23 protein-coding genes and 1 tRNA gene are annotated in these 25,814 nt (G+C 72.0%); 18 read left to right on the top strand and 6 right to left on the bottom strand.

The features are described from left to right. The first annotated feature begins 67 nt into the window (after nucleotides 1–67). Both Q5425_RS09590 and Q5425_RS09585 read left to right on the top strand, forming a co-directional pair. On the top strand, nucleotides 68–1,174 hold the full coding sequence (locus tag Q5425_RS09590; protein ID WP_308671761.1) for a sensor histidine kinase: 1,107 nt from the start codon (nucleotides 68–70) through the stop codon (nucleotides 1,172–1,174). Further along, nucleotides 1,171–1,839: a response regulator transcription factor gene (locus Q5425_RS09585; protein WP_308671760.1), complete on the top strand. Its 669-nt coding sequence runs from the start codon at nucleotides 1,171–1,173 to the stop codon at nucleotides 1,837–1,839. Before Q5425_RS09590 ends, Q5425_RS09585 begins: the two co-directional genes overlap by 4 nt. Before the next feature lie 46 nt (nucleotides 1,840–1,885). Here Q5425_RS09585 and Q5425_RS09580 read toward each other — a convergent pair whose 3' ends face one another. Together Q5425_RS09580 and Q5425_RS09575 are read right to left on the bottom strand one after the other, a co-directional pair. Beyond that, complete coding sequence (locus tag Q5425_RS09580) at nucleotides 1,886–3,124, bottom strand: DUF1707 domain-containing protein (RefSeq protein ID WP_308671759.1); 1,239 nt, start codon at nucleotides 3,122–3,124, stop codon at nucleotides 1,886–1,888. Between the two features lie 156 nt (nucleotides 3,125–3,280). Then, on the bottom strand, nucleotides 3,281–4,597 hold the full coding sequence (locus Q5425_RS09575) for an alginate O-acetyltransferase AlgX-related protein (protein WP_308671758.1): 1,317 nt from the start codon (nucleotides 4,595–4,597) through the stop codon (nucleotides 3,281–3,283). A 64-nt stretch (nucleotides 4,598–4,661) separates the two neighbouring features. On the opposite strand from Q5425_RS09575, the gene Q5425_RS09570 reads away from it, so the two are divergent. Then, entirely contained in the window at nucleotides 4,662–6,065 is a 1,404-nt protein-coding gene (locus Q5425_RS09570; protein WP_308671757.1) for a class I SAM-dependent methyltransferase, read from the top strand. A gap of 28 nt (nucleotides 6,066–6,093) precedes the next feature. Continuing rightward, entirely contained in the window at nucleotides 6,094–9,273 is a 3,180-nt protein-coding gene (locus Q5425_RS09565; RefSeq protein ID WP_308671756.1) for a glycosyltransferase, read from the top strand. On the opposite strand, the gene Q5425_RS09560 is transcribed toward Q5425_RS09565, so the two are convergent. Beyond that, nucleotides 9,274–10,452 carry a hypothetical protein gene (locus tag Q5425_RS09560; RefSeq protein ID WP_308671755.1) on the bottom strand — a complete coding sequence of 393 codons (1,179 nt, stop codon included), beginning with the start codon at nucleotides 10,450–10,452 and terminating at the stop codon, nucleotides 9,274–9,276. Nucleotides 10,453–10,694: 242 nt separating this feature from the next. Here Q5425_RS09560 and Q5425_RS09555 point away from each other — a divergent pair, with 242 nt between their 5' ends. Beyond that, nucleotides 10,695–11,300, top strand: a complete 606-nt coding sequence (locus Q5425_RS09555; protein ID WP_308671952.1) for a hypothetical protein — start codon at nucleotides 10,695–10,697, stop codon at nucleotides 11,298–11,300. A gap of 6 nt (nucleotides 11,301–11,306) precedes the next feature. Here the strand turns inward: Q5425_RS09555 and Q5425_RS09550 are convergent, their stop codons facing one another. Then, nucleotides 11,307–11,990, bottom strand: coding sequence for an alpha/beta hydrolase (locus Q5425_RS09550; RefSeq protein WP_308671754.1), 684 nt, complete (start codon nucleotides 11,988–11,990; stop codon nucleotides 11,307–11,309). 134 nt (nucleotides 11,991–12,124) lie between these two features. Here Q5425_RS09550 and Q5425_RS09545 point away from each other — a divergent pair, with 134 nt between their 5' ends. Further along, nucleotides 12,125–12,727 (top strand): DUF2716 domain-containing protein, encoded by a 603-nt coding sequence (locus Q5425_RS09545; protein ID WP_308671951.1) that lies wholly within the window; start codon nucleotides 12,125–12,127, stop codon nucleotides 12,725–12,727. 33 nt (nucleotides 12,728–12,760) lie between these two features. After that, nucleotides 12,761–13,162: an immunity 7 family protein gene (locus tag Q5425_RS09540; RefSeq protein WP_308671753.1), complete on the top strand. Its 402-nt coding sequence runs from the start codon at nucleotides 12,761–12,763 to the stop codon at nucleotides 13,160–13,162. 150 nt (nucleotides 13,163–13,312) lie between these two features. Here the strand turns inward: Q5425_RS09540 and Q5425_RS09535 are convergent. Beyond that, nucleotides 13,313–13,385: transfer RNA gene (locus Q5425_RS09535), tRNA-Gly, on the bottom strand. 188 nt (nucleotides 13,386–13,573) lie between these two features. Between Q5425_RS09535 and Q5425_RS09530 the strand changes: the two genes are divergently transcribed. From Q5425_RS09530 to Q5425_RS09480, 11 genes are all read left to right on the top strand, one after another. Then, nucleotides 13,574–15,142, top strand: a complete 1,569-nt coding sequence (locus Q5425_RS09530) for a sigma-70 family RNA polymerase sigma factor (protein ID WP_308671752.1) — start codon at nucleotides 13,574–13,576, stop codon at nucleotides 15,140–15,142. Nucleotides 15,143–15,255: 113 nt separating this feature from the next. Beyond that, complete coding sequence (locus Q5425_RS09525) at nucleotides 15,256–15,696, top strand: DUF983 domain-containing protein (protein WP_308671751.1); 441 nt, start codon at nucleotides 15,256–15,258, stop codon at nucleotides 15,694–15,696. Between the two features lie 12 nt (nucleotides 15,697–15,708). Beyond that, complete coding sequence (locus Q5425_RS09520; protein WP_308671750.1) at nucleotides 15,709–16,569, top strand: DNA-formamidopyrimidine glycosylase family protein; 861 nt, start codon at nucleotides 15,709–15,711, stop codon at nucleotides 16,567–16,569. A gap of 99 nt (nucleotides 16,570–16,668) precedes the next feature. Continuing rightward, nucleotides 16,669–17,994 carry a histidine kinase gene (locus Q5425_RS09515; RefSeq protein WP_308671749.1) on the top strand — a complete coding sequence of 442 codons (1,326 nt, stop codon included), beginning with the start codon at nucleotides 16,669–16,671 and terminating at the stop codon, nucleotides 17,992–17,994. Between the two features lie 82 nt (nucleotides 17,995–18,076). Next, complete coding sequence (locus Q5425_RS09510) at nucleotides 18,077–18,922, top strand: S49 family peptidase (RefSeq protein ID WP_308671748.1); 846 nt, start codon at nucleotides 18,077–18,079, stop codon at nucleotides 18,920–18,922. Nucleotides 18,923–19,107: 185 nt separating this feature from the next. Next, complete coding sequence (locus tag Q5425_RS09505) at nucleotides 19,108–20,496, top strand: carbohydrate-binding protein (RefSeq protein ID WP_308671747.1); 1,389 nt, start codon at nucleotides 19,108–19,110, stop codon at nucleotides 20,494–20,496. Between the two features lie 82 nt (nucleotides 20,497–20,578). Beyond that, nucleotides 20,579–21,412 (top strand): LytTR family DNA-binding domain-containing protein, encoded by an 834-nt coding sequence (locus tag Q5425_RS09500; RefSeq protein WP_308671746.1) that lies wholly within the window; start codon nucleotides 20,579–20,581, stop codon nucleotides 21,410–21,412. Between the two features lie 13 nt (nucleotides 21,413–21,425). Then, nucleotides 21,426–21,953: a hypothetical protein gene (locus tag Q5425_RS09495; protein ID WP_308671745.1), complete on the top strand. Its 528-nt coding sequence runs from the start codon at nucleotides 21,426–21,428 to the stop codon at nucleotides 21,951–21,953. Nucleotides 21,954–21,984: 31 nt separating this feature from the next. Beyond that, nucleotides 21,985–23,775, top strand: coding sequence for a cation acetate symporter (locus tag Q5425_RS09490; RefSeq protein ID WP_308671744.1), 1,791 nt, complete (start codon nucleotides 21,985–21,987; stop codon nucleotides 23,773–23,775). A gap of 41 nt (nucleotides 23,776–23,816) precedes the next feature. Next, a complete protein-coding gene (locus Q5425_RS09485) occupies nucleotides 23,817–24,173 on the top strand; it encodes a rhodanese-like domain-containing protein (RefSeq protein WP_191308825.1) in 357 nt (118 codons plus the stop codon). 1 nt (nucleotide 24,174) lies between these two features. Beyond that, a complete protein-coding gene (locus Q5425_RS09480; RefSeq protein ID WP_308671743.1) occupies nucleotides 24,175–25,212 on the top strand; it encodes a DUF4328 domain-containing protein in 1,038 nt (345 codons plus the stop codon). On the opposite strand, the gene Q5425_RS09475 is transcribed toward Q5425_RS09480, so the two are convergent. Beyond that, nucleotides 25,209–25,814 carry a TetR/AcrR family transcriptional regulator gene (locus Q5425_RS09475; protein WP_308671742.1) on the bottom strand — a complete coding sequence of 202 codons (606 nt, stop codon included), beginning with the start codon at nucleotides 25,812–25,814 and terminating at the stop codon, nucleotides 25,209–25,211. The genes Q5425_RS09480 and Q5425_RS09475 overlap by 4 nt on opposite strands.

Here is a 25,814-nt window from a genome sequence, read left to right as displayed (position 1 = left end):
CGACGTACGACGGCGATGCGCTCCGGGACGGACGCGGTGCGGCCCGGCGACCGGTAGTTTTCGCGGCATGAGATGGCCGCCGTGGGTGGGGCGCGTGGTGCGCACCGTCGTCGTCACCGCGTTCGTGCTCGGGGCGACCAGCGGTGCGTCGCGCTGGCAGCCCGGCGCGACGCCGATGACCCCGCTCGCGGCCGCGTGGCTCGCCGCCACCGGGCTGACCCTGCTGCTCGTCCACCGCTACCCGCTGACGTTCTTCCTGGTCACGACGGCGTCCGCGTTCGGTTACTACGCGTCCGGGCTGCCCGGCGGCCCGGTCATCCTGATCCCGACCATCGCGTTGTTCCTGCTCACCCGGCAACGCGGTCCGCTCACCGCCGGGATCACCGGGTCGGCGGCGCTCGCCGTCCTCTACCTGGTCCACATCGTGACGTCGGGATCGTTCGCGCTGGCGGCCGGCGCCGGGTTCCTGGTGATCTGGCTGGTCGCCGTCATCGGCGTCGGGACCGCCGTCCGGTACCAGCTCGACGCGCTCGCCGCCCGCCGTGAGCAGGCCGACGAGCACCGCCACCGGCTCGCCGAGCAGGAACGGCTGCGCATCGCCCGCGAGGTCCACGACGTCGTCGCCCACAGCCTCGCGATGATCAACGTCCAGGCGGGGGTCGCCGCGCACGTCGCCGACCGGCGGCCCGAGCAGGCGAAGGAAGCGCTGCTCAACATCAAGTCGGCCAGTGCGTCCGCGTTGAACGACCTGCGCGCGACCCTGGCCGTGCTGCGCTCCGGCGAGGACAAGGCGCCCGCGCCGAGCCTCGCCCAGGCCGGTGAGCTGCTGGACCACGCCCGTGACGCCGGGCTCACCGTCGACGTCCACGGGGAAGCCGGCGAACTCCCGGCACCCGTCGACGCGGCCGCCTACCGGATCCTGCAGGAGTCGCTGACCAACGTCGTCCGGCACGCCGACCGGCCCGGCCACGTCGACGTCCGGTTCGAACGGCGAAGAGGGTCCTTCACGCTCCGGGTGCGCGACGACGGCCGCGGCACCGCCCAGCCGGCTCCGGGCCACGGCCTGCGGGGCATGGGCGAACGCGCCGCCGCGCTCGGCGGCCGGTGCACCGCCGGGCCGGTCGACGGCGGGTTCGAAGTGTGCGTCGAGCTACCGATCGAGGGGGAAGCATGATCCGCGTTCTGCTGGCCGACGACCAGGTCCTGGTCCGCGCCGGGTTCCGTGTGCTGCTGGAGACCGAGGACGGCTTCGACGTCGTCGGCGAGGCGGGTGACGGCGAGCAAGCGGTCGCCGGAGCGATCGAGCACCGGCCCGACATCGTGGTGATGGACATCCGGATGCCCGGTGTCGACGGCCTCGAAGCGACCCGCCGGATCACCGCGAACCCCGATCTCGCCGGAACGAAAGTGCTGGTCCTGACCACGTTCGACGTCGACGAGTACGTCTACGAAGCCCTGCGCGCGGGTGCCAGCGGGTTCCTGCTGAAGGACACCGAGCCGGTCGAGCTGCTGCGCGCGCTGCGGGTCGTGGTGAGCGGCGAGGCGCTGCTGGCGCCGACGGTGACGCGCCGGCTGATCCAGGAGTTTGTCGGGCGGCCGGAGAACCGGCGCATCAACACCAGCGCCGTCCGCGAGATCACCGACCGCGAGCGCGAGGTGCTCGGCCTGGTCGCGGGCGGCATGTCGAACGACGAAATCGCCGCCCACCTGGTGATCTCGACGGCGACGGCGCGCACCCACGTCAGCCGCATCATGACGAAGATCGGCGCCCGCGACCGCGCCCAGCTGGTGGTGCTGGCCTACGAGTCCGGGCTCGTCACACCGCGTCGCCCCGCCTGACCCGGGGGATGACGTTCACCGACCCGGCGAACGTCACCCTTCAGGGTCAGTTGTTGGTGCGCTCCGTCGGCGGGGCCTTCTGGACCTGGGCGGTCAGCAGCGTCTTGAACGAGCTGAGCGTCGCGTCCTTGGTCGGACCGAACGAGTCGATGACGATGACCCGGCTGTACAGCACGTAGACCGCGCGGTAGACCTGCTGGCTGCTGTCCGCCGCCGAGAACACCTGCACCCCGTGGAGGGACAGGTTGCGGTTGACGGTCAGGCCGCCTTCCTGCTCGGCGTTGCCGTACTCGGCGGCCACCGCCGCGGCGGCCTGCGCGTTCGGCAGCTCCAGCGCGAACAGACCCAGCGTGACCTCGCCGTCCTTGGTCGTCTTGAGCAGGCCCTCGGTCATGCCGCCCTGCTTGAGCTTCTCGATGACCGTGGTCGGCAGGTACTTGGCCGACTGCAGCTTGTCCAGGTCGAACTCGCCACCGCCGGCGCGGGTCGTGCCGGCCGGGGTGACCAGCGCCGACGAGTTGTCGCCCGGCTCGGGCTTGGCCGCGGGCGGCTCCGGGAGCGGCTTGACGGTCGGCGCGGGCGGCGGCTGCGGGCTGGAGCTCTGCGCCACCGGCGGGGTCGCCCCGCCGCCGTCCTTGATGAACAGGGCCCAGACGCCGAAGCCGAGGCCGGCCACCACGAGCACCGCGACCACGGCGAAGGCGATCTTCTTGCCCTTGCCCGACGACGGCTGGGTCTGGAAGCTCTCCGGGCCCTGGCTGATCCAGTCCGCGTTGTTCGACGGCGCCAGCGGCGGGAACTCCGACCCACCCCACGGCGGGCTGGCGTCCTGCGGCTGCGCGCCCCACGGGTTCTGCTGCGGCATCGGCTGGGCGAACCCGCCGGCCGGGGAGTGCTGGGCGTACGGCGGCTGCTGCATCGGCTGCGGGAACCCGCCCGACGGCGAGTTCGGGTGCTGCTGCTGTTGCTGCTGCCACGGCGGGACGGCCTGGGTCCGCTCGCCGCCCCCGGCGTCGGCCGCGGAGACGACCTGGGTCGCCTCGGCCGAGCTCGCCTGCTGGTCCGGCGGCCCCGGCGGGGAGACCGGCGCGATGATCTGCGTGTCGGCGGCGGTGCTCGGGGCCTGCTGCGGAGCGGGCTGGGCCGGCGCCTGGGCCTGGGCCTGGTCACCGGTCGAGACGGCCATGGACAGCACCCGATCACGTCGCGCCCGGTATTCGTCGGCCGTCAGGTTTCCCGCCGCGAGCTCCTCGTCAAGCCTGCGCAGCTCTTCCTGCCAGGTCACCCCGGTACCCCCTTGGGTATATCGCCTGCGAATGCGAACGTCTGGGTGCTGCGCACGCGGAGCGTGGCTGCACGGAGTCATTGTGCACGGGTGTGCTGACCTGTTCGTCGCCCACCACCCCGTCGTTACCTCGGCGTGGTGGATGCTCCCCGCGGGTCAGCGGGGGTGCGCGGCCAGCACCCGGCCCAGCAGGTCGATGGTCTGGTCGCGCAGCAGCGCGGACGACCCGCCGATGACGCTGCGCTCGACCAGCTCGAAGGTCACGATGTCGCGGTCGGCGAACAGGCCGGTCAGTTCCTGCGCGGTGCTCTGCGCGACCGTCTCGGCGTGCACGATGGTGACGTCCTGGCAGGCCGCGGCCAGGAACGGGCTGGCGAACTGGGTGAACGAGTCGGCGACGACCGCCATGTTCGGGGCGATCGAACCGGCGGGCTTGGCGCCGTCGGGCTGGCTCAGCTGCAGCGGGCTCTTGAAGTCGCTGGCGATGTAGCGGGTGCGGTCGGCGCTGCCGTCGGTGGACAGGCTGTACGTCGTCAGCTGCCGCTGCTCGCTGTGGCCCAGCACCCTGGCCAGGTCCGCGGGCCACGGCCGGACGCCGTTCGGCGCCGCCTGCCAGCCGGTGGTGCTGCCGGGCGTGATCGCCGCACCCAGCGCGTACGTCATGACCAGGCCGCCGTCGAACGACCAGTGCGTGTCGTTGCGGTCGTACAGCGAGTGGCCGACCCGCTTTTCGGCGTCGGCGAGCGCGGGCCGCAGGTCGATCGCGCCGGTCTCGCGCGGCACGCGGTTCCAGAACTCGGCCGTCCGCGCCTGCGCGCACGGCTTGCCGACGTAGGTGTCGGGCAGGTGGGCCGGTTCTTCGCTGTACTTGTCCGGCGCGATGACCAGCTCGAACTTCCGCCCGGAGCGTTCCACCGCCGCGCGCAGCTTCCGCAGCGCCGCGACGACGTGGTCGGTGTCCATCACCGGACGGCACCGGGCGTTGACGTCCTCGCCGAGGTAGAGCCAGCCGTCCTTGCCCGGCAGCACGGTGGGGTAGACGTACCCCGGGACGTCGCCGTCGTTCGGCTTCCCCTGGTCGACGCCGACGGTGCCGCCGTCGTGGCTGGTGCCCTGCCCGGAGCCGGGCGGGTCGCCGAAGACACCGGTGCTGACGGCGTCGGCGGCCTGGACCCCGGCCTGGCGCAGCGGCAGGTGGTCGGTCGCCCAGCCGGCCATGCCGGTGAAGAAGCCCCAGCCGTCGGAGAGGCTCGGAAACTCGCGCAGCGGCCGGTTTTCGAAGGCGGTGGCGCGCACGCCGACCGCGGAAAGCAGCAGCGGGGTGACGAAGAAGACGGCCGCGCAGGCCAGTGCCGTGCGCTGGCGCTTGCTGTGCCGGGGCCGGTAAAGGCTGTGCTCCTTCGGCAGGAACGACTCCGGGGTCCTCGGCAGGCCCAGGTCGGCGGGCAACTGCGACGGAGGACGGGACGACACAGCCGTATCCTAGCGCCGGGCCGTGCCGGGTGGCCCGGATCGGTGATCTCGGAGGGGACGAGCGATGAGCGGTGGCCGAGGGCCGGGCTACGACCAGCGGCTGGCCAGGGAGCGCGAGACCTTCGCCGGCCAGGAGGAGATCCACGGCAACCTGCCGCCGTCGGCGCACCGGTGGTCCAACCGGCACGTGCGCCCGAAGCTGGAGGCGCTCGGCGTCCCCGGCCTCGACGAGCTGATCGTCGGGCAGATCGCCGAACGCGCGCGGGGGCTTTCGCGGGACGCGGTGGTGCTGTCGCTGGGCAGCGGCAACGGCGACCAGGAGCTCGGCTGGCTGCGCGGCCTGGCCGCCCAGGGGCTGGACAACGTGCGGCTGCGGCTGCTCGAACTGAACCCCGAGATGCAGGCGCGGGCCGAGGCCTCGGCCCGCGAACAGGGCGTGGCCGACCGCGTCGAGCTGATCACCGCGGACTTCAACACCTGGCGCGCCGACGCCGAACACGACGTCGTGGTCGGGTTCCAGGCGCTGCACCACGTGCTCGACCTCGAACACCTCTACGGCCAGATCACCGGCAGCCTCACGGACGGCGGCGTCCTGGTGGTGCACGACATGATCGGCCGCAACGGGCACCGCCGGTGGCCCGAGGCCCACGAGGTCGTCGACCGGATCTGGGCGACGCTGCCGCCGGAACTGCGCCGCAACGCGCTGACCGGGCAGCTCGACGAGCAGTTCGTCGACGTCGACTGCGCGGCGGACGGCTTCGAGGGCATCCGGGCCCAGGACGTCCTGCCGGTGCTGCTCGACTTCCTCCACCCGAGCCTGTTCCTGCCCTACGGCAACGTGATCGACCCGTTCGTCGACCGCATCTACGGCCACAACTTCGACATGGACAACGCCGCGCACGTCGCCCTGATCGACAAAATCGGCGTCCTCGACGACAGCCTGCTCGACCTCGGGCTCGTCACCGGGACGCGGCTGACCGCGCTGTTCCACCCGGCCCCGCAGCCGCTGCGCGTCCACGGCAACCGGACGCCCGAGCGGTCGGTGCGGGACACCCGGGTCGTCGACCCGGCCGGGCGCGTCTCGTTCCGGCCCGGCGGCGCCGGCGAACGGCTGGTGCGCGGCGCGGGCATCGTGACCGGCCGGATGAACGGCATCGCCCACGACGACTGGGCGGCGCCGTCGGTCGAGTTCCCGGTGCTGACCACCGCCCGGGTCGACGCCGTCGAATTCCGGACCTACCTGCCGGACGACGCCGGCGAGCACGGCAGCGTCACCGTGTCCGTCGACGGCGTCCCGGTCGCGAAGGCCGATGTCGGGCCGGGACTGACGGAGCAGGTGCTGCCGGTCCGGCTCGACGCGCACCGGCAGGTGCGGCTCTCCTTCGACGCGGACTGGTCGGTGACGGCCGGTGGCGACCGGCGCACGCTGGCGTACGTCCTGGTCGGCCTGGGGCTGCTGGAAGGGTGAGCTCGGCCGGACGGCTAATCTGCCCGGCATGGCCAAGGGGACGAGTGGCGAGCGGCTGATCGAGTGGACCGGCGAGCGGTGCGTGCCGTGGACCGACGACCTCCAGGTGATCTACGAGCACTACCACCGCTACGCGTTCGCAGCCCGGTTCGCCGAGGGCAAGCGCGTCCTCGACCTGGCCGCCGGCGAGGGTTACGGCTCCGCGCTGCTCGCCCGCGCGGCCGCCGGGGTCGTCGGGCTCGAGATCGACCCGCAGACCGTCGGGCACGCCCGCAACCGCTACCCGCACGTGCGGTTCGAGGTCGGCTCGATCACCGACCCGCAGGCCCTCGACGGCGAGGTCTTCGACGTCATCACCTGCTTCGAGGCGATCGAGCACGTCGACGAGCAGGACCGGCTCATGGAGCTCGTCCGCAACCGGCTCGCGCCGGGCGGGGTCTTCCTCTGCAGCACCCCGGACGTCGAGGTCTACACGCACGACCACGGCAACAAAAACCCCTACCACGTGCACGAGCTGACCGAATCCGCGTTCCGGTCGCTGCTGTCGGCCAGCTTCGAGCACGTCGTCGTGCTGCGCCAGAACGTCGCCGTCGGCTCGCTGATCCACGACAACGGCGCCGGCACCGGCGCCGAGGTGCTCACCCTGCAGGCCGGCGACGACGACGGCTGGGTCGTCGAGCCCGGCGCCCCGCACACGTACTTCGTCTCCGTCGCCTCGGCCGAGCCGATCGACGTCCCCTCGACGTCGGCCATGGTCGACCCGAAGCTGACGCTCGTCGCCCGCGCCGCCGCCGAAGCGGGACGGCTCCGCGACGGGCTGGACCGCGCGGAAGCCGCGCGTGCCGAGGCGACGGCGTCGGTCGCCCGGCTCACCTCCGAACTCGCCCAGGTCACCGCGGCCGAGCAGCGCGCCGCGACCGAACGCGACGAGGCCCTGCGCCAAGCCCAGCGCGCCCGCGAAGACCGGCAGCGCGCGGCCGGCGAGCTCAACCGGTTGCAGCGCAAGGCGGGCTACGACCGCGAGCGGCTGGAGTGGCTGGCCGGCAACAACACCAGCCTCAGCGAAACCATCGGCAGGCTCGCCGCCGAGAACGAGAAGCTGCGCGCCGAGACGTCCGCGCTCGTCCAGCGGGCGATCGGGAAGTACCGCGGCACGATCGAGCGGTACGCGCCCCGCGGCACCCGCCGCCGCGACTTCTACGAGACGGCGCTCGGCCGTCCCGCCGGGGTGCTGCCCGGTGCCCCGGTCGCGGAGCCCGGCCCGGTCGCGGTGACCACCAGCGACCAGCCGATCGTCAGCGTCGTCATCCCGGTCTACGGCAACTGGCGGTTCACCCGCGGCTGCCTCGACTCGATCCAGCGGCACCTGCCCTCGACGCCGTTCGAGGTGATCGTCGTCGACGACGCCTCGCCGGACGACTCCGCCGGCCGCGTCGCCGGCTGCGCCGGGGTCCGGCTGGTCCGGGCGCCGAAGAACCTGGGTTTCGTGGGCGCCTGCAACCTCGGCGCCGAGCACGCGCGCGGCGACTTCGTCATGTTCCTCAACAACGACACCGAAGTCCGGCCCGGCTGGCTGGACGAGCTGGTCGCCGTCGTCGAGACGCGGCCCGACGTCGGGCTCGTCGGCTCGAAGCTGGTCTACCCGGACGGCCGCCTGCAGGAGTGCGGCGGCATCATCTGGGCCGACGGCACCGGCTGGAACTACGGCAGGCTCCAGTCGCCGGACGCGCCGTGGTTCCAGGCGCTGCGCGACGTCGACTACTGCTCGGGCGCGGCGTTGCTCGTCCGGCGGGAGCTGTTCGAGCGCATCGGCGGCTTCGACAAGCGCTTCGCCCCCGCGTACTACGAGGACACCGACCTCGCGTTCGCCGTGCGGGCGGCCGGGTACCGGACGGTGGTCCAGCCCGCGTCGGTCGTCGTGCACCACGAAGGCATCACCAACGGCACGGACGTCTCGTCCGGCGTGAAGCGGCACCAGGAGCTCAACCGCGGCGTCTTCGTCGACAAGTGGAGCGTCCAGCTGCGCGACCACTTCCCGGAGGCGAGCCCGCGCGCGGTCTGGGCCGGGCGGCAGCGCACGAAGGACGGCCACCGCGGCGGCACCGTGCTCGTCGCCGACCACCAGGTGCCGATGCCGGACAAGGACTCCGGCTCGGTGCGGATGTTCCGCATCCTCGAACTGCTCGTCGGGCTGGGGCAGCGGGTCGTGTTCATGCCGCTCAACAACGCGCTGCCGGAGCCGTACGCCGACGCGCTGTACCGCGCGGGCGTCACGGTGGTGACCGGGCTCGGCGAACAGCTGGAGTTCCTGCGCGACGCCGGCCCCGACCTGAGCCTCGCCGTGCTGTCCCGGCCGCACGTCGCCTGGCAGCTGCTGGAGCAGGTGCGCGAGCACGCGCCGGACTGCGTCATCGCCTACGACACGGTCGACCTGCACTTCGTCCGGCTCAACCGCCAGGCCGACCTGGCCGCGCAGCTCGGCAACACCCGCGAAGAGCTGACGCTGCGGCGGCGCGCGGAGGTGCTGCGGGAGTCCGAACTGGGCCTGACCCGCGCCACCGACGTCACCTTCGTCGTGTCCGATGTGGAGCGTGAGCTGCTGCGCGAGCTCGTGCCGTCGGCCCGGGTCGAGGTGCTGTCCAACGTGCACTACGCCGACGGCTCGGTGGCGGTCCCGGACGGACGGTCGGGCGTGCTGTTCGTCGGCAGCTTCGACCACCTGCCCAACCGGGACGCGGCGCGCTGGCTGGCGACCGAGATCATGCCGCTGGTGCGGCGCCGCCGTCCGGACGCCGTCGCCCAGATCGTCGGCAGCAACCCGCCGCAGGAGATGTTCGACCTGGAGCGCGACGGCGTCGTCGTCCGCGGCTGGGTGCCGGACCTCGGCAGCGCTTACCGCGAGGCCCGCGTCGTCGTCGCGCCGCTGCGCTTCGGGGCCGGCGTGAAGGGGAAGCTGGGCGAGAGCCTCGGCTACGGCGTCCCGGTCGTCGCCACGCCGCTGGCCGTCGAAGGCATGCACCTGACGCACGGCCGGGACGTCCTCGTCGGCGGCTCGGCCCAGGAACTCGCCGACGAGATCGTCACCTTGCTCGAAGACGACAAGCTGTGGCAGCGGCTGTCCGAAGAGGGCAAGACCCTGGTGGATCGCCTCTTCGGCGCGGACGTCGCCAGGGACGCGCTGGCCGGGGTGCTCGACCGGCGCGGCTGATCAGCTGGGCGGCAGCGCTTTCTTGAACACCGCCACGGCGTTGTCGAGGCTGGTCTTGAGCGCGTTCTTGTCGTTGGCGAAGGGCTGGGACGCCCAGAGGACGATCGCGACCTTGCCCGAGGTGTACCAGGTGCCGTCCATCCGCAGGTCGCCGTTGCGGCCGGTGACCGTGGCCGGGTCGGCCGGGAGCGGGGCGAACCCGCCGGCGTTGGCGGCCTCGCGCAGGTAGTCGACGATCGCCTTCGCGCCTTCCTCGTCCTCGGCGGGGATGGCGTAACCGAGGAACCCGGTGTCCCCGGTCGAGGAGGCGCGGTACACCAGCTGCGTGACGCCGTGCTGCGAGAAGACCTGGGCGGCCTCCCTCGGGTACAGCTTCAGGTCCAGCCCGCGGGCCAGCGACATCGCCGAGCTCTCCGCGTGCTGCAGTCCGGGCAGCGGCGGCACCTGGTCCTCCAGCTGCGGCTGGGCCGCGGCGGCCGGGGGCTGGGTCACGACCGGCGTGAACGTCGAGAGGGCGTTGGGCTGTTCGTTGTCGCCGCCGAGCCACAGCGTCGCACCGATGATCATCCCGAGCACCACGAGCACGCCGAGCACGATGAACGGCCAGGTCTTCCCGGACGGCCCGCCGTCGGTGGCCCACCGGTGCTTGCCGGGCGGCTCCTCCGGCTCGGCCGCGGGCTGCGGCGGACGCGATTCGCCGCCGGGCGGCGTGATCGGCGGGAACCGGCTGCCCGGTCCCTGCTCCGCCGGGCCGTCGACGCGCAGGTAGCGGGTCGGCGTGATGTCGGCCGGGCTCGGCGCGGTCGTCATGTGGTCCGGGATGGCGGGCACGTGGCTCGTGGACAGCGACTTCGGCAGCCCGGTCCGCTGCCACGGCGGCGGCGGGACCGCGGGGCGGGGCGATTCGATGCGCTGCGGCGGCAGCATCGGCTGCATGGCCGGAACCGGCTGTGCTTGCTGAACCGGCTGTGCCTGCTGGGCGGGGGCGGGCTGGTACGCCGGGTTGGTGCTTCGCCAGGCTTCACCCGGACGGCGCAGCGGCGACGGCACCGGTGACGGCACCGTCGAACCGGAGGCTTGCGCGAGCAGCTCATCCCGCTGTTTGCGGTGGTCAGCCGGCTCGAGGCGACCTTCGGCAAGCTCCGCGTCGAGACGGCGAAGCTCTTCCTGCCAGCTCATCCTTGGACCCCCATCCACCGTTCGGGGCATCAGTCTGGCACGCACGGCCGACCTGCGAGATTGCGGTTTGAGGTTGATCGGCAACGTAGCGCAAGTCCGGCGTTTGCGGGAGTCCCGGTTCTCCGTGCGCCCGGGTCACCCGTCAGGCTCCGGAAACTGTCGTACATATGTTCTAAAATTGGCGTTGTCCAGGGGAGATGCCGCCCGCGAGCGCGGGTGGCGTGATGGAGGAAGGCAGGGCCATGGCCTACATCACCCTGTCCACATTCGTGGGCTACAGCGCCAGTTCCGGGCCGTCGCGGTCGTCGTTCGTCCGGCGGCAGCGCCGTCAGTACGAAGACCCGGCGCGGGCGGCGTTCAACTACTACCGGCGGGCGGCCAACGCGGTGCGGTCCGGGCGGGCGGCGAACCAGGACGAAGTCGCGCTGCGCGCCCTCGTCAACGCCGCCGACGAGCGGACGAAACCGCACTACGCGGCGATAGCCGAGGGCTGGCTGCGGTACCTCGGCCGGAAGTCGCCGCGGCTGGTCGACGTCGGCCGCGGCCGGTGCCGGATCGGCGAGCTCGAGATCGGCGTCAGCCCGCAGATGGGGCTGCGCAAGAGCGACGGCCGCCGGTACGCGACCTGGCTCTACTTCAAGGAGGAGCCGCTGGCGAAGGATTCGGCGCAGCTCGCGCTGTGGGTGCTGGAGCAGGCGATGCCCGACATCCTGCCCGGCGGCGAGGCGCTGGTGATCGACGTCCGCCGGGCGAAGGAGTACCAGCTCTCCGCCCGTGACCGGGCCCGGCTGCGGCCCTGGGCCCGCAGCGAGGCCTCGGCGTTCCTCACCCTGTGGGACGCGGCCTGACCGGCCTCACGCGCCGAGCAGCACCTCGGCCAGCAGGTCCGGCCGGGTGACGAAGGGGTGGTGCGCCACCGGCAGCTCGACGACGCCGGTGGCGCGCGCCGCCTGGGCCCGCTGGGTTTCGGGCGGGGTCGCGCGGTCTTCGCCGCAGACGACGTAGGTCGAGGGGAGCTCCCGCCACGCTGCCCGGGTCGCCGGCTGGCCGAACACCACCTCGTTCTGGGTGGTGAGGCGGCCGGCGGCCCCGGCGTAGGTGGCGTCGTCGAAGTCCTGGGCGAACAGCGGCCGCACCAGCTCCTCCCGCACGCCCGCCGTGCCGTCGCCGTGGCTCACGTGCCACGGCGGCGGTTGCCCGGGTGGCTCGCCGGTGCCGAAGTCCGCGAGCGCCTCGCCGACGTCGGGCAGGAACGACGTCACGTAGACGAGCCGCTTGACCGCGGGGTGGTGGCCGGCTTCGGTGATCACCACGCCGCCGTAGGAGTGCCCGACGAGCAGCGCGGGCTCGGGGGAGGCGTCGAGCAGGGCGCGGACGGCCGCAGCGTCGGCGTACAGGTCGCCGCGCGGCTCGCTTTCGCAGCTCGGCAGCACCGCGGCCGAACTGCGCAGACCGTGCCGGGCGAGAGCGTCGGCCGTCGGCTGCCACCACCAGGCGCCGTCGCGGACGAACGCGCCGTGGACGAAGAGGACCCGCATGCTGCCAGCCTGGCCGACCCCACCCGGTGGTGTGACGCAGTTCGCGGCGGGCGGACGGGGACTGGACAAACCGGAAGCCGAACACGAAGCTTTCGCCTGTTCTTCCGCGCCGGGCCAAACTTGAGGTCGTGACCGTGAATGCTGCCTGGGAAGCCGTCTCCCGTGTCGTCGACGAGCCCGCCTGGTACTGGGTGTACGACAAGCTGGCGTTCTGGCCGAGCACCTACGCCCACGCCTGGCCGGGCTTCCGCGAGCCGGCGCCGTCGCGGACGTGGGACCTTTCGCCCGGGAACCTCGACCGCGCGTCGGCCGAGTTCCGGCTGGGCCCCTACGCGGTCGAGGAGCACCAGGTCGCGGCGATCGCGCTGGCCGCGTTCCGCGAGGTCTGCGGCCCGGACGAGTGGATGTGGGCGCTGCACTGGCAGCACCAGTCCTACCGCATCCGCCCGCACCTGATGTCCGACGGCGCCCGCTGGCCGGTGCCGGTGTTCCCGCGCGCGGACTACCACCTGTTCCTGGCGCCGGACTTCTCCTACGGCACGCTCGGGCACCCGTGGGAGCGGACGCTGTGCGTGTTCGGCGAGAAGCTGGTGCCGGCGTTCGAGCGGCTGGGCGAGGGCGTGCTGGCGAACGTCCTGCGCCGCGACGGGAAGCCGTCCGTGACAACCGGGGCTTCGCCCCGGGCCGGGGGCTTCGCCACCCGGACCCCCGAAGAGCCATCCGAGCTGGCCCGCTGAACGGCTGGTTGATCTCTTGCTACCGTTCTGCGGGTGTTCGAATATCACGGCTGGGTGACCATCCAGGCGACCGCGAGCGGCGACGACGACGCGGCGCTCCTGGAGCGCCTGGTCGACCGCGTGCACCGCGCGATCCGCGACGCGGGCGACTTCGACCTGGTCGACCTCCGCTGGAGCGCGGGCATGCCGATGCTCCACTTCGGCGGCTTCGACAAGCACGGCGGCCGTCTCGCCCCGGACCTCCTGGAACTCTTCACCCGAGCGGGCGAAATGGCCCCGGGTTCCTACGGTCTCCTCCACACCTGGGACGACCAGGACACGGAGAACGACAACAACTTCCGCGTGTACCGAATGGCCCGAGGCCAGGTAACAGAGCGAGAAGACCCCCACCTGACGCCGGTGGCCCCCACGATCCTCGACACGTACGAGCTCTAACCCCCACACCCAACCCGCAGGAGCAGAACGGCGGCAGCCTCCCCAGGTTGCGACACAGGCACCGTGGGGGGTCCGGGGGGCTCGGCCCCCGGGTGAAATGGCGAGAGGGCCGCATCGGCGCTTTCCGCCGATACAGCCCTCTCGCCCGCGAGCGGATGACGGGATTCGAACCCGCGACCCTCACCTTGGCAAGGTGATGCGCTACCAGCTGCGCTACATCCGCGTTGTCTTGCTGATGGGGAGAACTCTATACCCACGCCTGAGGGGTCCGGCGACGGGGTCCCCCCCGTGCGTTGACCGGTGCTTCGGTGTCACAGCTGGCGTACAAGGGGTGACGACGGCTGATTCCCTCCGTATGGTGTCTCCATTCGACCGAATGGGGAGACCTTCGGGGAGGAGGTGCCGGGCCGGATGACCGAGCTGGGCACGGTGCCGCCACCAGCGGCCTCGGAATCCGACGAACAGGCACTGCTGCAACGGCTCCGTGACGGCGAGGACGCCGCGTTCGGGGAGCTGTTCGAGCTGCACGCCGCCGCGGTCCGCCGGCTCGCGCAAAGCCTGGCCGCCGACCGGTCGGAGGCCGAGGACATCACCGCGGAGACGTTCTTCCGCGTGTTGCAGGCCCTCCGCCGTGGCGCCGGCCCACGGGACTACGTCCGCGCCTACCTGCTGACCGTCGCCCGCCGGGTGTCCTGGGAGTGGCACGGTGCGCGCCGGGACGTCCCGGTTTCGGACGATGAACTGACCTTCCGGGCCGGGGCGGGTGCGGACACGCACGCCCGCACGGCCGAGCACACGTTGATCACGACCGCGTTCACCAGCCTGCCGGAGCGGTGGCGGACGGTGCTGTGGCAGACCGAGGTCGAGGGCGAGCAGCCCGCGATGGTCGCGCCGCACTTCGGGTTGAGCGCGAACGCGACGGCGGCGCTGGCCCGCCGGGCTCGGCAGGGGCTGCGTGCGGCGTACCTGCAGGCCCACCTTTCGGTGAACCGCGGGCCGGATTCGTGCCGGGCGGTCGTGGAGAAGCTCGGCGGGTTCACCGCGGGCAGCGTCACCGGTGCCGAGGCCGAGCGGATCAAGGCGCACCTGCGCGGCTGCCCGTCGTGCCGGGCGACCCAGGACGAGCTGCGCGACGTCTGCTCGTCGCTGCGTGCGCACGCGGGCGTGCTGGTGCTGCTGGTGCCGGCCGCCGCGTCGCTGGGCGGCAGCGGGGTGCTGGCCGGGGTCGGCGCGACGATCAAGGGAGTGCTGGTCGGTTCGAAGGTCAAGATCGGGCTCGCGCTGGCGTCGACCGCTGCCGTGGGCGCCGTCGGCGTCGCGGCCGGGCCGGTGCTGTTCGGGTCCGGGCCGGTGCAGGACGTCGGCTTGACCGGGGGTGCGCCCGAGCTCGTGGTGGTGCCGCCGCCGGAGACGCACCAGCCGGCGCCGCCGGAGCCACCGATCGGCATCGGGGTGCTCAACGGCCGTGGCACGGGTGCCGCGGTCCCGGCCCGCTCGCGCGGCGGGGTTCGCCAGGTCGCCGCGAACGAGGTGCCCGCGCTGCCCGTCGCCGGGGAGGTCCCGGTCGGGAACGTGGGCGGCGACCAGCCGGCGCCGCGCGACGACCTCGCCCCGTCGACCTTCGGTGCACCCGGCAACCCGGCGACGTCGCCGCGGCTGGACACGTCGAAGCCCGACCTGACGATGACGACCGAGTCCTCCGAGGCGCCCGTGCCGGAGGACGCCGAGGCGCCCGAGCTGTCGCCGACCGGCCGGCCGGGTGAGCCGGCGGACCAGGCGGGCAAGCCGGTGCCCAAGGACGACGGGACACCGTCGACCGGCAAGCCGACGGCCGGAACACCGACCGCGGAGACGCCGGCCACCGAGCCGCCGACGACGGTGACGCCTACTTCGGAGAAGCCGTGCCCGAGCAGCGCGTCCGCTGTCACCGGGTCGGGCGAACCGGCGGATGCGGCTCCCATCGCGCCTTCGGGTTCTTGATCAGCGGTGATCGGTTCCGGCGGGTGAGATGTCCGATTCCTCCCTCGCGCGGGTGAGCCCGGGCACGGTACCGTTGTACTGCTCACCCTGCGGGCGCCCTGGGAGGCAACTGAATGAACCGGCTGGTACGCGGCGAAGACGGCCGCGACTGGGTGGTCCGTGCCCAGATGGAATGGCGCGCACCGGCGACGGCCGACGACTTCGAGCACGACGTCGCGGGCAGCTACGGGCCCGGGATCGCGATGATCGTGGTGACCACGCTGCTGGCCGTGATCCTCATCGTGTGGACGCCCGACCAGGTCAACGTTCCGGCGTGGGTGCTGCTGGCGCTGCTGCTCGTGGTGCTGTTCTTCCCGCTGCGGTGGATCCTGCGCCGTCCGTGGACCGTGGTCGCCGAGACCGAAGGCGACGTGACCGGCGACCGGCCGTCCGAGCGCTGGGTCGGCACGATCCGCGGCATGTTCACCGTGCAGGGCGAGGTCAAGAAGATCTCCAAGACCATCCAGCGGCACTCGCTGCCGGACTTCGACGGGCCGCTTCACCCGGTCGAGTAGGACACTGGTGCCATGCCCGAGCTACCCGAGGTCGAAGCGCTGGCCCACCACCTGCGCGAGAACGCCGTCGGCCGGACGATCTTCCGGATCGATGTCGCATCGCTGAGCGTGCTGAAGACGGCGACGCCGCCGTGGACCGATCTGCACGGCCGCGAGATCACCGGCGCGACCCGGCACGGCAAGCACCTCGACGTCGTGGCCGGCGACCTGCACCTGGTCGTCCACCTGGCCCGCGCGGGTTGGCTGCGCTGGTCCGACGGCCTCGCCGCGGCGCCGCTGAAGCCGGGGAAGGGCCCGATCTCGCTGCGGGTGCACCTCGAGTCCGCCACCGGGCCGGGTTTCGACCTCACCGAAGCGGGCACGAAGAAGGGCCTCGCGGTGTGGGTCGTCAAGGACCCGCAGGAGATCGCGAGCGTGGCGCGGCTGGGGCCGGACGCGCTCGCCGTGGACGCCGTCCAGCTGCGTGAGCTGTTCGCCGGGAAGAACACGCGGCTGAAGTGGGCGCTGACCGACCAGTCGCTGCTCGCCGGGATCGGCAACGCCTACTCCGACGAGATCATGCACCGCGCGAAGCTCTCGCCGTACGCCACGATCGGCAAGCTCGACGACGGCGCGCTGGAGACCCTCGCCGAGGCGATCCACGAGATCGAGGCCGACGCCGTCCAGCGGTCGGTCGGGCAGAAGGCGGCGCGGCTGAAGGGCGAGAAGCGGTCGGGCTTGCGGGTCCACGCGCGGACGGGTCTGCCGTGTCCGGTCTGTGGCGACACGATCCGCGAAATATCGTTCGCCGACAAGTCGTTCCAGTACTGCCCGACCTGCCAGACGGGCGGCAAGCCGCTCGCCGACCGCCGGATGTCCCGGCTGCTGAAGTAGCGGCTTCGGGACGCTCGGTAGGGTCTCATCAACCCTCGGTCATCGCAGTTGGACAGAAAGTGGGATCAGGCCTTGCACCCGGTCGGTCGAGCGCAGAGCATGGACGCCGTGTCCGGGTTCCCGCTTGCGCAGATCGTCCCGTGGGCTCTTGTGGTGCTGCTCGTCGCCGCGGTGGTCGTGCTGCTCGTCAAACAGCGCCGTCCGGTCAGCGTGGTGGAGGACGCCATGCTGCAGGCGGTGCACCGGATGTCGAAGGCCGCCCCGAACCTCCGCGCCGGCCTGGACGAGGACGCCGCCGACAAGATCACCACGCAGCTGCTGCAGATGCTCGACTGCGTCGCCGTCGGCATCACCGACAGCGAGGGCACGCTGCTGTCCTGGGACGGCGAAGCGAACGAGCACTACGTCGACCTCGTCGAGGCGATCGGGGCGGCGATCCGCAAGCACCGGCGCGAGGTCGTGGCGCACGACCGGATGCCGTGCAACCACCGCGGCACCTGCCGGATGAAGACCGCGGTCATCGTGCCGCTGCTGGTGGAGGGCGAGACCGAGGCGGCGCTGATCGTCGTCGGCCGCACCCGCGGCCGGCTGGTGCAGATGGCCGACGCCGTCGCCCAGTTCGTCTGCACCCAGTTCGAGCTGGCGCGGCTCGACGAGTCCAAGCACCAGCTGCAGCAGGCCGAGATCAAGGCGCTGCGGGCGCAGATCTCGCCGCACTTCGTCTACAACGCGCTGAACACGATCTCGGCGCTGATCCGCACGGACCCCGAAGAGGCGCGAGAGCTGCTTCAGGACTTCGCCGACTTCACGCGGTACTCGTTCCGGACGTCGGGCATGTTCACCTCGCTCGCCGAGGAGCTGCGCAACATCGACCGCTACCTGACGATCGAGAACGCCCGCTTCGGCGGCCGGCTCGAGGTGCGGATGAAGATCGCGCCCGAGGTGCTCAGCGTGGTCGTGCCGTTCCTGATCATCCAGCCGCTGGTGGAGAACGCGGTCAAGCACGGGCTGGCCAGCAAGCCCAGCGGCGGCTGCGTCACGGTGATCGCGCAGGACTACGGCACCGAGGCGCTGATCAGCGTCGAGGACGACGGCATCGGCATGGACCCGCGGCGGCTCAACGACCTCAAGAGCGCGCACCGGACCGGTGCGCACGTCGGGCTCGGCAACATCAACCAGCGCATGCAGCAGGTCTTCGGCAGCGACTACGCGGTGATGGTCGAGACCGCCCCCGGTGCCGGCATGAAGGTGACGCTGCGGGTGCCGAAGTTCGTCCCGGGCGTCCGGCCGAACATGCCCGACTACAGCTCCGACAACGACACCGGCGAGGCCGACGTCCCGGCCCAGGGTGGCCCCGCCCAGCTGAACGGCGCCGAGGTGAACGGCGTCAACGGCACGCGCTCCGGCATCCTCCCCATGGGCTGAATCCGCTGTGACATCCGGGGCTTCGCCCCGGGCCGGGGGCTTCGCCACCCGGACCCCCGAAAAATCCGGCTAGCCTGGCTTCATGAGCGTTACGGACAAACTGGCTTCGCGGATCCCGGTGCTCGCCGACCGCGTCGAGCGCAAGGACGTCGTGGCCGTGGTCAAGTTGCACGGCGTCATCACGCCGTCGCCGTCGCCGCTGGCCAGGGGAGCGATCAACCTGGCCGCGGTCGAATCGGCGCTGACCAGGGCGTTCGGGCACGATCGGCTGAAGGCGGTCGCGCTGCTGGTGAACTCGCCGGGTGGCGCGCCGACGCAGTCGGGGCTGGTGGCCGAGCGGATCCGGCAGCTGGCCGACGAAAAGGGCGTGCCGGTGCTCGCCTTCTGCGAGGACGTCGCCGCGTCGGGCGGGTACTGGCTGGCCTGCGCGGCCGACGAGATCTACGCGCACCGCACGTCGATGGTCGGCTCGATCGGCGTGATCAGCGGCGGCTTCGGGTTCACCGGGCTGCTGGAGCGGTTCGGCATCGAACGGCGGCTGCACACGGCGGGCACGAACAAGTCGCGGCTGGACCCGTTCTCGCCGGAGAAGCCCGAAGACGTCGAGTGGCTGAAGAAGATGCACTCCCAGCTCCACGAGCTGTTCGTGAGCTGGGTGAAGGAGCGCCGCGGCGAGCGGCTGGCCGACTCGGAGGACCTGTTCACCGGGGACGTCTGGCTCGGCGCGAAGGCGGTCGAGCTCGGTCTGGTCGACGGCCTCGGCAGCCTCCGGCAGATCATCACCGAGCGCTACCCGGGTGCGGACATCTCGGTGGCCGAGCCGAAGAAGCCGCTGCTCGCCCGCCTGGGCATCGGGGCGCCGGCCGCGGCGTCGGCGGTGCTGGACGCGGTGACGCAGAAGGCGGCGTGGTCGCGCTTCGGTCTCTGAGGTCTCCGAAATCCTCTGGAGCCTCCGGCGTCGATGTCCGGTTCGGGTACTTCCGGGCAGACTTTGTGACCTGGATCACCCTAGCCGGGTAACGCCTCTGGAGCTGGGTCGGGGCGTCAGGTCTCCTTGTCGACGGGCTTTGTTGCGAACGGCAACAAATCCGGTCGACAAGGAGGTCGTCCCCGATGCCCCACTCCCGCAGACTCGCCCTCGGCGCGGTGCTCGGCGCCGCGCTCATCGCCATCCCCCTCACGATGCCCGCCGCGGCGTCGATCCCGCCGCCCGAAACCGGCTGGACGACGGTGTTCGCCGACGACTTCACCGGCGGCTCCGGCTCGCTCCCGTCCAGTGCGAACTGGATCATCGACACCGGCCACAGCTACCCGGGCGGCCCCGCCAACTGGGGCACCGGCGAGATCCAGAACTACACGTCGAGCACCGGCAACCTCTCGCAAGACGGCAGCGGCAACCTCCGCATCACGCCGTTGCGCGACGGCGCGGGCAACTGGACCTCGGCGCGGATCGAAACCCAGCGCGCCGACTTCAAGCCCCCGGCGGGCGGCGTCATGCGGATCGAGAGCCGGATCCAGATGCCGAACGTCACCGGCGCGGCCGCGCTCGGCTACTGGCCCGCCTTCTGGGCGCTCGGCGGCCCCTACCGCGGCAACTGGTGGAACTGGCCCGCCATCGGCGAGTTCGACATCATGGAGAACGTCAACGGGATCAACTCCGTCTGGGGCGTCCTGCACTGCGGGGTCAACCCCGGCGGCCCGTGCAACGAGACGACCGGCCTGCCCGCCAACCGGGCCTGCCCCGGCAGCAGCTGCCAGTCGGCCTTCCACACCTACCGCTTCGAATGGGACGCGAGCACCAGCCCGCAGGTGTTCCGCTGGTTCGTCGACGGGCAGCAGTTCCACTCGGTGAGCCAGAACCAGGTCGACGCGACGACGTGGGCCAACATGACGACCCACCAGGGCTACTTCGTGCTGCTGAACGTGGCCATCGGCGGCGCGTTCCCCAACAACAACTCCGGCACCACCACCCCGGGGCCGGGCATCGTGCCGGGCCACCCGATGGTCGTCGACTACGTCACGGTGTCCACGCGCGGCGGCGGTGGCGGCACGACGACCCCGCCGACCACCACCACACCGCCGTCCGGTGGCGGCAGCGCCTACCGCACCATCCAGGCCGAGTCGTACAGCCAGCAGTCCGGTCTGATCACCGAGGCCACCACGGACACCGGCGGCGGCCAGAACGTCGGCGCGATCGCCAACGGCGACTGGGCGCTCTACCCGAACGTCGACTTCGGCAGCAGCGCGGCGACGAACTTCCAGGCCCGCGTGTCGTCCGGCGCGGCGGCCGGCGTCAGCGGGCTCGTCGAGGTGCGGCTCGACAGCCGCTCCAACGCGCCCATCGGCAGCTTCGCGGTGGGGAACACCGGTGGCTGGCAGAGCTGGCGGACCGTCCCGGCGAACACCAGCGCGGTGACCGGCGTGCACAACGTGTACGTGACGTTCAACAGCGGCCAGCCTGCCGACTTCGTGAACCTCAACTGGTTCACGTTCGTGCATTGAGACGAGGGACCCGCGGCCCCGGCCGCGGGTCCTCCCGCTTCAGGCAGACGGGGGCTGGACATTGCACTCGGCAATGGGCAGGATGCGTTTCACTGTGAGTGCTCACGATGACACCCGGAAACTCGTGGTCCTGGCCGTGGACGACGAGCCGAACGGTCTTGACGAACTCGTCCACTGCCTGCGCAACAGCCCGCACGTGGCGAAGGTGTTCCCGGCGATCGACGCCTCCGAGGCGCTGCGGTTGCTGTCCACCGACGACCCACGGCTGCGCGAGCGCAAGGACCGCGGCCTGCCGATCGTCGACGCCGTCTTCGCGGACATCGACATGCCCGGGCTGTCCGGCATGGAGATGTCGCGCGTGTTCGCGGCGCTGCGGCCCTCGCCCGCGCTGGTGTTCGTCACCGGGCACGCCGAAGAAGCCGTCAACGCCTTCGACCTCGGCGCCCTCGACTACGTCCTCAAGCCCTACCAGCAGGACCGCCTCGACCGCGCGATCTCGCGCGTGATGGAGAAGCTGGCCGCCGCCGCGGCGCCCCCGCCCGGCGCACTGGGCGGCGAGCCGGTCAAGAACGACGACGAGGTCATCCCGGTCGAGCTGGCCGGCACCACCAAGCTCATCCCGCGCTCCTCGGTCCGCTGGGTCGAGGCGCAGGGCGACTACGCGCGGCTGTTCACCACCGAAGGCAGCCACCTGGTCCGCATCCCGCTGGCCCAGCTCGAGGAGCGCTGGGAGAAGGCCGGGTTCGTCCGCATCCACCGGTCGTTCCTGGTCGCGCTGCCGCTGATCACCGAGCTGCGGATGGGCCAGGGCGGCTACCAGGTCGTCATCGGCAACGAGGAGAAGGTGCTGCCGGTGAGCCGTCGGCACACCCGCGCGCTGAAGGACCGGCTGGTCGGTTCGGGCCGGAACGGCTGAGCCGGGACCGGCCATGACCGACGACTTCTACGAGCGCCGCGCGAACGGCGTCCGCGAACCGGATCCGACGCTCGGCAGGCGCGCCCGGCACCGGCCGCTGCCGCAGCCCGCCGACCGGGCCGTCGTCGAGCCGCTGCCGCCGGCGCCGGAGGACGAGCCGCCGAAGCCGGAACACCACGCAAAACCCAAGCGGGAACGGGTGATCCTCGCCGACCCGCGCCGCGGCGCCGGCACCCTGCGCGCCCGCGTCGAGCTGGAGGAGCAGACCAGCTGGGGGAAGCTGCTCGTCCGCGACCACCTGGTGAAGGTGCAGCTGCGGACGGCGTTGCTGCTCTCGCTGCTCGTCGTCGGCGTCTTCGGTTCGCTGCCGGTGCTGTTCTACCTGCTGCCCGGGTTCTCCCGGGCCAGCCTGCTGGGCATTCCGGTGGCCTGGCTGATCCTCGGCGTGCTGCCGTTCCCGTTCCTGTTCGGCGTCGGGATCTGGTACAACCGGCTCGCCGAACGCAACGAACGCGCGTTCGTGGACATGATCGAAAACTAGTTTCGCACTGACCCGTGCGAGGATTCCTCCCGTGCAGCTGAACCCGTGGGCGTTGACCGGCATCGTGCTGGTCGCCGTGGTGACCCCCTACCTCGGTCACCGCTCCTCGCGGTCGGCGACGAGCACGCACGACTTCCTGGTCGCGCGGCGGACCGTGCGGTCCCGCCGCAACGCCGCCGCGATTTCCGGCGAGTACCTGTCCGCCGCATCCTTCCTAGGCATCGCCGGGATCGTGCTCAAGGACGGCGCCGACGCGCTGTGGTTCCCGATCGGCTTCACCGCGGGTTACCTCGCCCTGATGCTCTTCGTGGCGGCGCCGCTGCGCCGGTCCGGGGCCTACACGCTGCCCGACTTCGTCGAAATGCGGCTCGGCTCGCAGGGGCTGCGCCGGTTCTCCACGGCGTTCGTCGTGTTCATCGGGGTGCTCTACATGGTCCCGCAGCTGCAGGGCGCCGGGCTGACGCTGGCGACGATCCTCCCGGTGCCGGCGTGGGCGGGCGGCGTCGCGGTCATGGTCCTCGTGGCGTTCAACGTGATCTCCGGCGGCATGCGGGCGATCACCGTCGTCCAGGCGCTCCAGTACTGGATCAAGCTGTTCGCGATCTCGGTGCCCGCCTTCGTGCTCTGCATGGTGTTCTTCACCGGCGGCGGCCCGGACGGCTTCCGGCCGCTCGGCGCGCCCGCACCGCCGGTGTTCGTCAGCGACACCACGGTGGACGTGCAGACCGACGTCACGCTGCACGTCACCTCGGACACCTACCTCTACGCCTACGGCCGCACCGACAACGGCCCGGCGGCCGGGCCGACGCACTGGACCCCGCTGGCGCCCCACACGGTTTCCGAAGGCACCAAGCTGAAGTTCATGGCCGGCACGCCGGTCCCGGTGGTCAGCGACGCGAGCGCGGACAACGCGGACTGGCTGCACCCCGCCTCGGGCAGCCTGACCGACCTGCTCCAGACGTACTCGCTGATGTTCGCGACGTTCCTCGGCACGATGGGCCTGCCGCACGTGCTGGTCCGCTTCTACACCAACCCCGACGGCAAGGCCGCGCGCCGCACGACCGTGCACGTCCTGCTGCTGCTGGGCCTGTTCTACCTGTTCCCGACGCTGCTGGGCGCCCTGTCGCGGATGTACGTGCCCGAACTGCTGGTGACCGGCCAGGCGGACGCGGCGATCCTGCAGCTGCCCTCGGCGATCCTGCCCGGGATCGGCGGCCAGATCCTCGGCGCGGTCACCGCGGCCGGCGCCTTTTCGGCGTTCCTGTCCAGCACGTCCGGCCTGCTGGTGAGCGTCGCCGGGGTGGTGTCGACCGACCTGCTGCCCGGCCGGGTGCGGGACTTCCGCGTGGCGGCCGGGCTGGTCGCCCTGTGCCCGATCGCGCTGGCGGTCGTGCTGCGGCCGGAGGACATCTCGCTGTCGATCGGGCTGACGTTCGCGCTCGCCGCGTCGACGTTCAGCCCGCTGCTGGTGCTGGGCATCTGGTGGCGCAAGCTGTCCTGGCCGGGCGCGCTGGCCGGGATGTTCGTCGGCGGCGGCCTGGTGCTGGCCGCGCTGGTGGTCAATGTCGTGAGCGGCTACACCGGCGGCTGGGCGCCCTGGTTCGTCAACCAGCCCGCGCTGATCACCGTCCCGGCCGCCTTCGTGACGACGTACCTCGTCAGCCGCGTGACCGGGTACGGCCGCCCGGAGCACGTCCACGACATCATGCTGCGGCTGCACGCGCCCGACCCGCTCGGCTTCATGCGTGACCGGGCCGTCGCCCGGTTCGGCCAGGCGGAGGAGAAGACCCGCGTCACCAGCCGCGGCCGGCACCGCAAGTGATGCGCTGACCTCACGCGCGGGCAACGCACCGACGTGGCAGCATGGAGATTGTGGTGAGCCCTGCTGAACTGCCGACCGCCGAGGTCCGCGACCTGCCCCAGGACGGCCTCGTGCTGCTCGACGTCCGCGAAGACGACGAGTGGGCCGCCGGGCACGCACCCGGCGCGGTGCACATCCCGATGGGGGAGCTGCCCGCTCGCGTCGGCGAGCTGGCCGACCTGCCCGACCAGCCGATCCACGTGATCTGCCGCAGCGGCGGCCGGTCCGCGCGGGCGGCCGCGTGGCTCAACCAGAGCGGCTGGGACGCGGTGAACGTGGCCGGCGGCATGGGCGCGTGGCAGCGCGAGGGCCGCCCGATGGTCGGCGAGCACCCCGGTATCGAACCCGAAGTGATCTAGCTTGCACCCGGGGCAGCCTCCCCAAGGCCGGCCGTACCCGCCCGGGTACTGGCCGCGCCAGGCGCCGCCGCCGACCGCCCAGCAGCTGCAGGGCCGGACGCTGGCCGCCCAGCCGGAGCCGTACCCCTTCCACCGTCGGCCGGTGCACCGGCCGAAGCTGCGCTGGGTGGCGGCCCCGCCGCCCGGTGCGTGGCCGCGCCGCCGCGTCGTGGCGCCCGAGCCGTACCTCGGGCCACCGTCGTACCCGGTGCCGCCGCGCTGGGGTTTCCCCAACCTCGTCTGGCGGCGCCCGACGTCGGTGCCCGGCACGGCGTCTGACGAGATCCGCCCGATCGACCGGGTGCCGGTGCTCAGCCGCAGCCTGGTCGCCGTCCTCTTCGCCTTCGCCGTGCTCGCCGTCGTCGCCGCCGGCGCGGAGATCTGGCGGTACGTGCTGCTCGTCCAGGGCCGCGACTCCGCGCTGTCCCGTTCGGTGGTGGCGTTTTCCGACGGGTTCGTGCTGACCGCGGGGCTGCTGGCGTCGATCCTCGCGCTGCTGCCCGCCGGGTTGTCGCTCTGGTGGCTGCTGGTCGCCCGCCAGGCGGCGGCGGACGTGTCGGGCGACGCCCCGCCGCGGCCGGTGTGGCAGGTGCTGGTCGGCGTCCTCGTCCCGGTAGCGAACCTGCCGCTGGCGCTGTCGGTCGTCGGCGAGCTGGAGCACGCGGTGCTGGGCCGCTCGCGTGACGTACGGCCGAAGCCGTCGCGCCAGGTGCTCGTGTGGTGGGGCGCCTGGCTGCTGAACTGGGTTCTGCTGGGCGGTTCGATCCTCTGGCGCTTCCGCGACGACGTGCAGTCGATGGCCGACAGCGTCGTGCTGGTCGCGCTGACCGACCTTTCCGCGGCCGCGCTGGCGGTGCTGACGGCCCTGGTGGTGCGGCGGTTCTGCGCGCTGCTGGCCCCTTCGGACGCGCGGGACGTGCGCGAGATGCGCGTGCTGAAGGTCGAGGGTGCGCCGGAACCGGAACTGCGGACCGCGCGGCCCGCCGGCGCGGCGCGCTAGTAGCCGCCGAAGACCGGTTCGAGCTGGTCGAAGGCCTGTTCCGCGAGGGGCCACACCTCGTCGACGATCGCTTTCCCGTCTTCGAGGGTTCGGTCTTCGAGCGTCCGGTCGAAGACCTCCTGGAAGAGCACCCGCAGGACCGTCGCCAGGTGAGCGGCGGCGAGTGTGGGGCCCAGTTCCTCTTCGGGGTGGCGGCGGATCAGCAGGTGGGTGAGCGCCGCTTCCCGCTCGCGGTGCAGCTCGTGCAGCGCGTTCGTCAGGACCGGGCTCTCCTTGATCATCCGCACGAAGCCGGGGCCCGAGAAGCCGACCAGCGCGTGCTTGGCGCCCAGCGCCTCGAAGTACAGCTCGCGCGTGTCGTGGAAGACGCTGTCGCGGATCAGGGCGGTGGGCCAGGCCGCGAAGTCTTCGCGGACGTCGAACACCAGGTCTTCCTTGCGCGGGAAGTGGTTCGTCACGGTCATCTTGGCGACCTGCGCCTCGGCGGCGATGTCCGCGATCGTCACGTCCTCGAAGCCGTTGCGGATGAACAACCGCGTCGCCACGTCGGAGATGGTCTTCCGGGTTTCGAGCTTCTTCCGGTCTCGGAGTCCCTCGCTCAT

The organism is Amycolatopsis sp. A133 (assembly GCF_031082405.1).
Lineage (GTDB): Bacteria > Actinomycetota > Actinomycetes > Mycobacteriales > Pseudonocardiaceae > Amycolatopsis.
Note: the sequence above shows the minus strand (reverse complement) of the source record. Positions and strands in the feature narration are given on the sequence as shown.

Bases quoted from the DNA above. Each gene is read 5' to 3' on its own strand.
- Q5425_RS09590 (WP_308671761.1), top strand. From the start codon at position 68: ATGAGATGGCCGCCGTGGGTGGGGCGCGTGGTGCGCACCGTCGTCGTC.
- Q5425_RS09585 (WP_308671760.1), top strand. From the start codon at position 1,171: ATGATCCGCGTTCTGCTGGCCGACGACCAGGTCCTGGTCCGCGCCGGG.
- Q5425_RS09570 (WP_308671757.1), top strand. From the start codon at position 4,662: ATGAGCGGTGGCCGAGGGCCGGGCTACGACCAGCGGCTGGCCAGGGAG.
- Q5425_RS09565 (WP_308671756.1), top strand. From the start codon at position 6,094: ATGGCCAAGGGGACGAGTGGCGAGCGGCTGATCGAGTGGACCGGCGAG.
- Q5425_RS09560 (WP_308671755.1), bottom strand. From the start codon at position 10,452: ATGAGCTGGCAGGAAGAGCTTCGCCGTCTCGACGCGGAGCTTGCCGAA.
- Q5425_RS09555 (WP_308671952.1), top strand. From the start codon at position 10,695: ATGGCCTACATCACCCTGTCCACATTCGTGGGCTACAGCGCCAGTTCC.
- Q5425_RS09550 (WP_308671754.1), bottom strand. From the start codon at position 11,990: ATGCGGGTCCTCTTCGTCCACGGCGCGTTCGTCCGCGACGGCGCCTGG.
- Q5425_RS09530 (WP_308671752.1), top strand. From the start codon at position 13,574: ATGACCGAGCTGGGCACGGTGCCGCCACCAGCGGCCTCGGAATCCGAC.
- Q5425_RS09525 (WP_308671751.1), top strand. From the start codon at position 15,256: ATGAACCGGCTGGTACGCGGCGAAGACGGCCGCGACTGGGTGGTCCGT.
- Q5425_RS09520 (WP_308671750.1), top strand. From the start codon at position 15,709: ATGCCCGAGCTACCCGAGGTCGAAGCGCTGGCCCACCACCTGCGCGAG.
- Q5425_RS09515 (WP_308671749.1), top strand. From the start codon at position 16,669: ATGGACGCCGTGTCCGGGTTCCCGCTTGCGCAGATCGTCCCGTGGGCT.
- Q5425_RS09510 (WP_308671748.1), top strand. From the start codon at position 18,077: ATGAGCGTTACGGACAAACTGGCTTCGCGGATCCCGGTGCTCGCCGAC.
- Q5425_RS09505 (WP_308671747.1), top strand. From the start codon at position 19,108: ATGCCCCACTCCCGCAGACTCGCCCTCGGCGCGGTGCTCGGCGCCGCG.
- Q5425_RS09500 (WP_308671746.1), top strand. From the start codon at position 20,579: ATGCGTTTCACTGTGAGTGCTCACGATGACACCCGGAAACTCGTGGTC.
- Q5425_RS09495 (WP_308671745.1), top strand. From the start codon at position 21,426: ATGACCGACGACTTCTACGAGCGCCGCGCGAACGGCGTCCGCGAACCG.
- Q5425_RS09485 (WP_191308825.1), top strand. From the start codon at position 23,817: ATGGAGATTGTGGTGAGCCCTGCTGAACTGCCGACCGCCGAGGTCCGC.
- Q5425_RS09475 (WP_308671742.1), bottom strand. From the start codon at position 25,814: ATGAGCGAGGGACTCCGAGACCGGAAGAAGCTCGAAACCCGGAAGACC.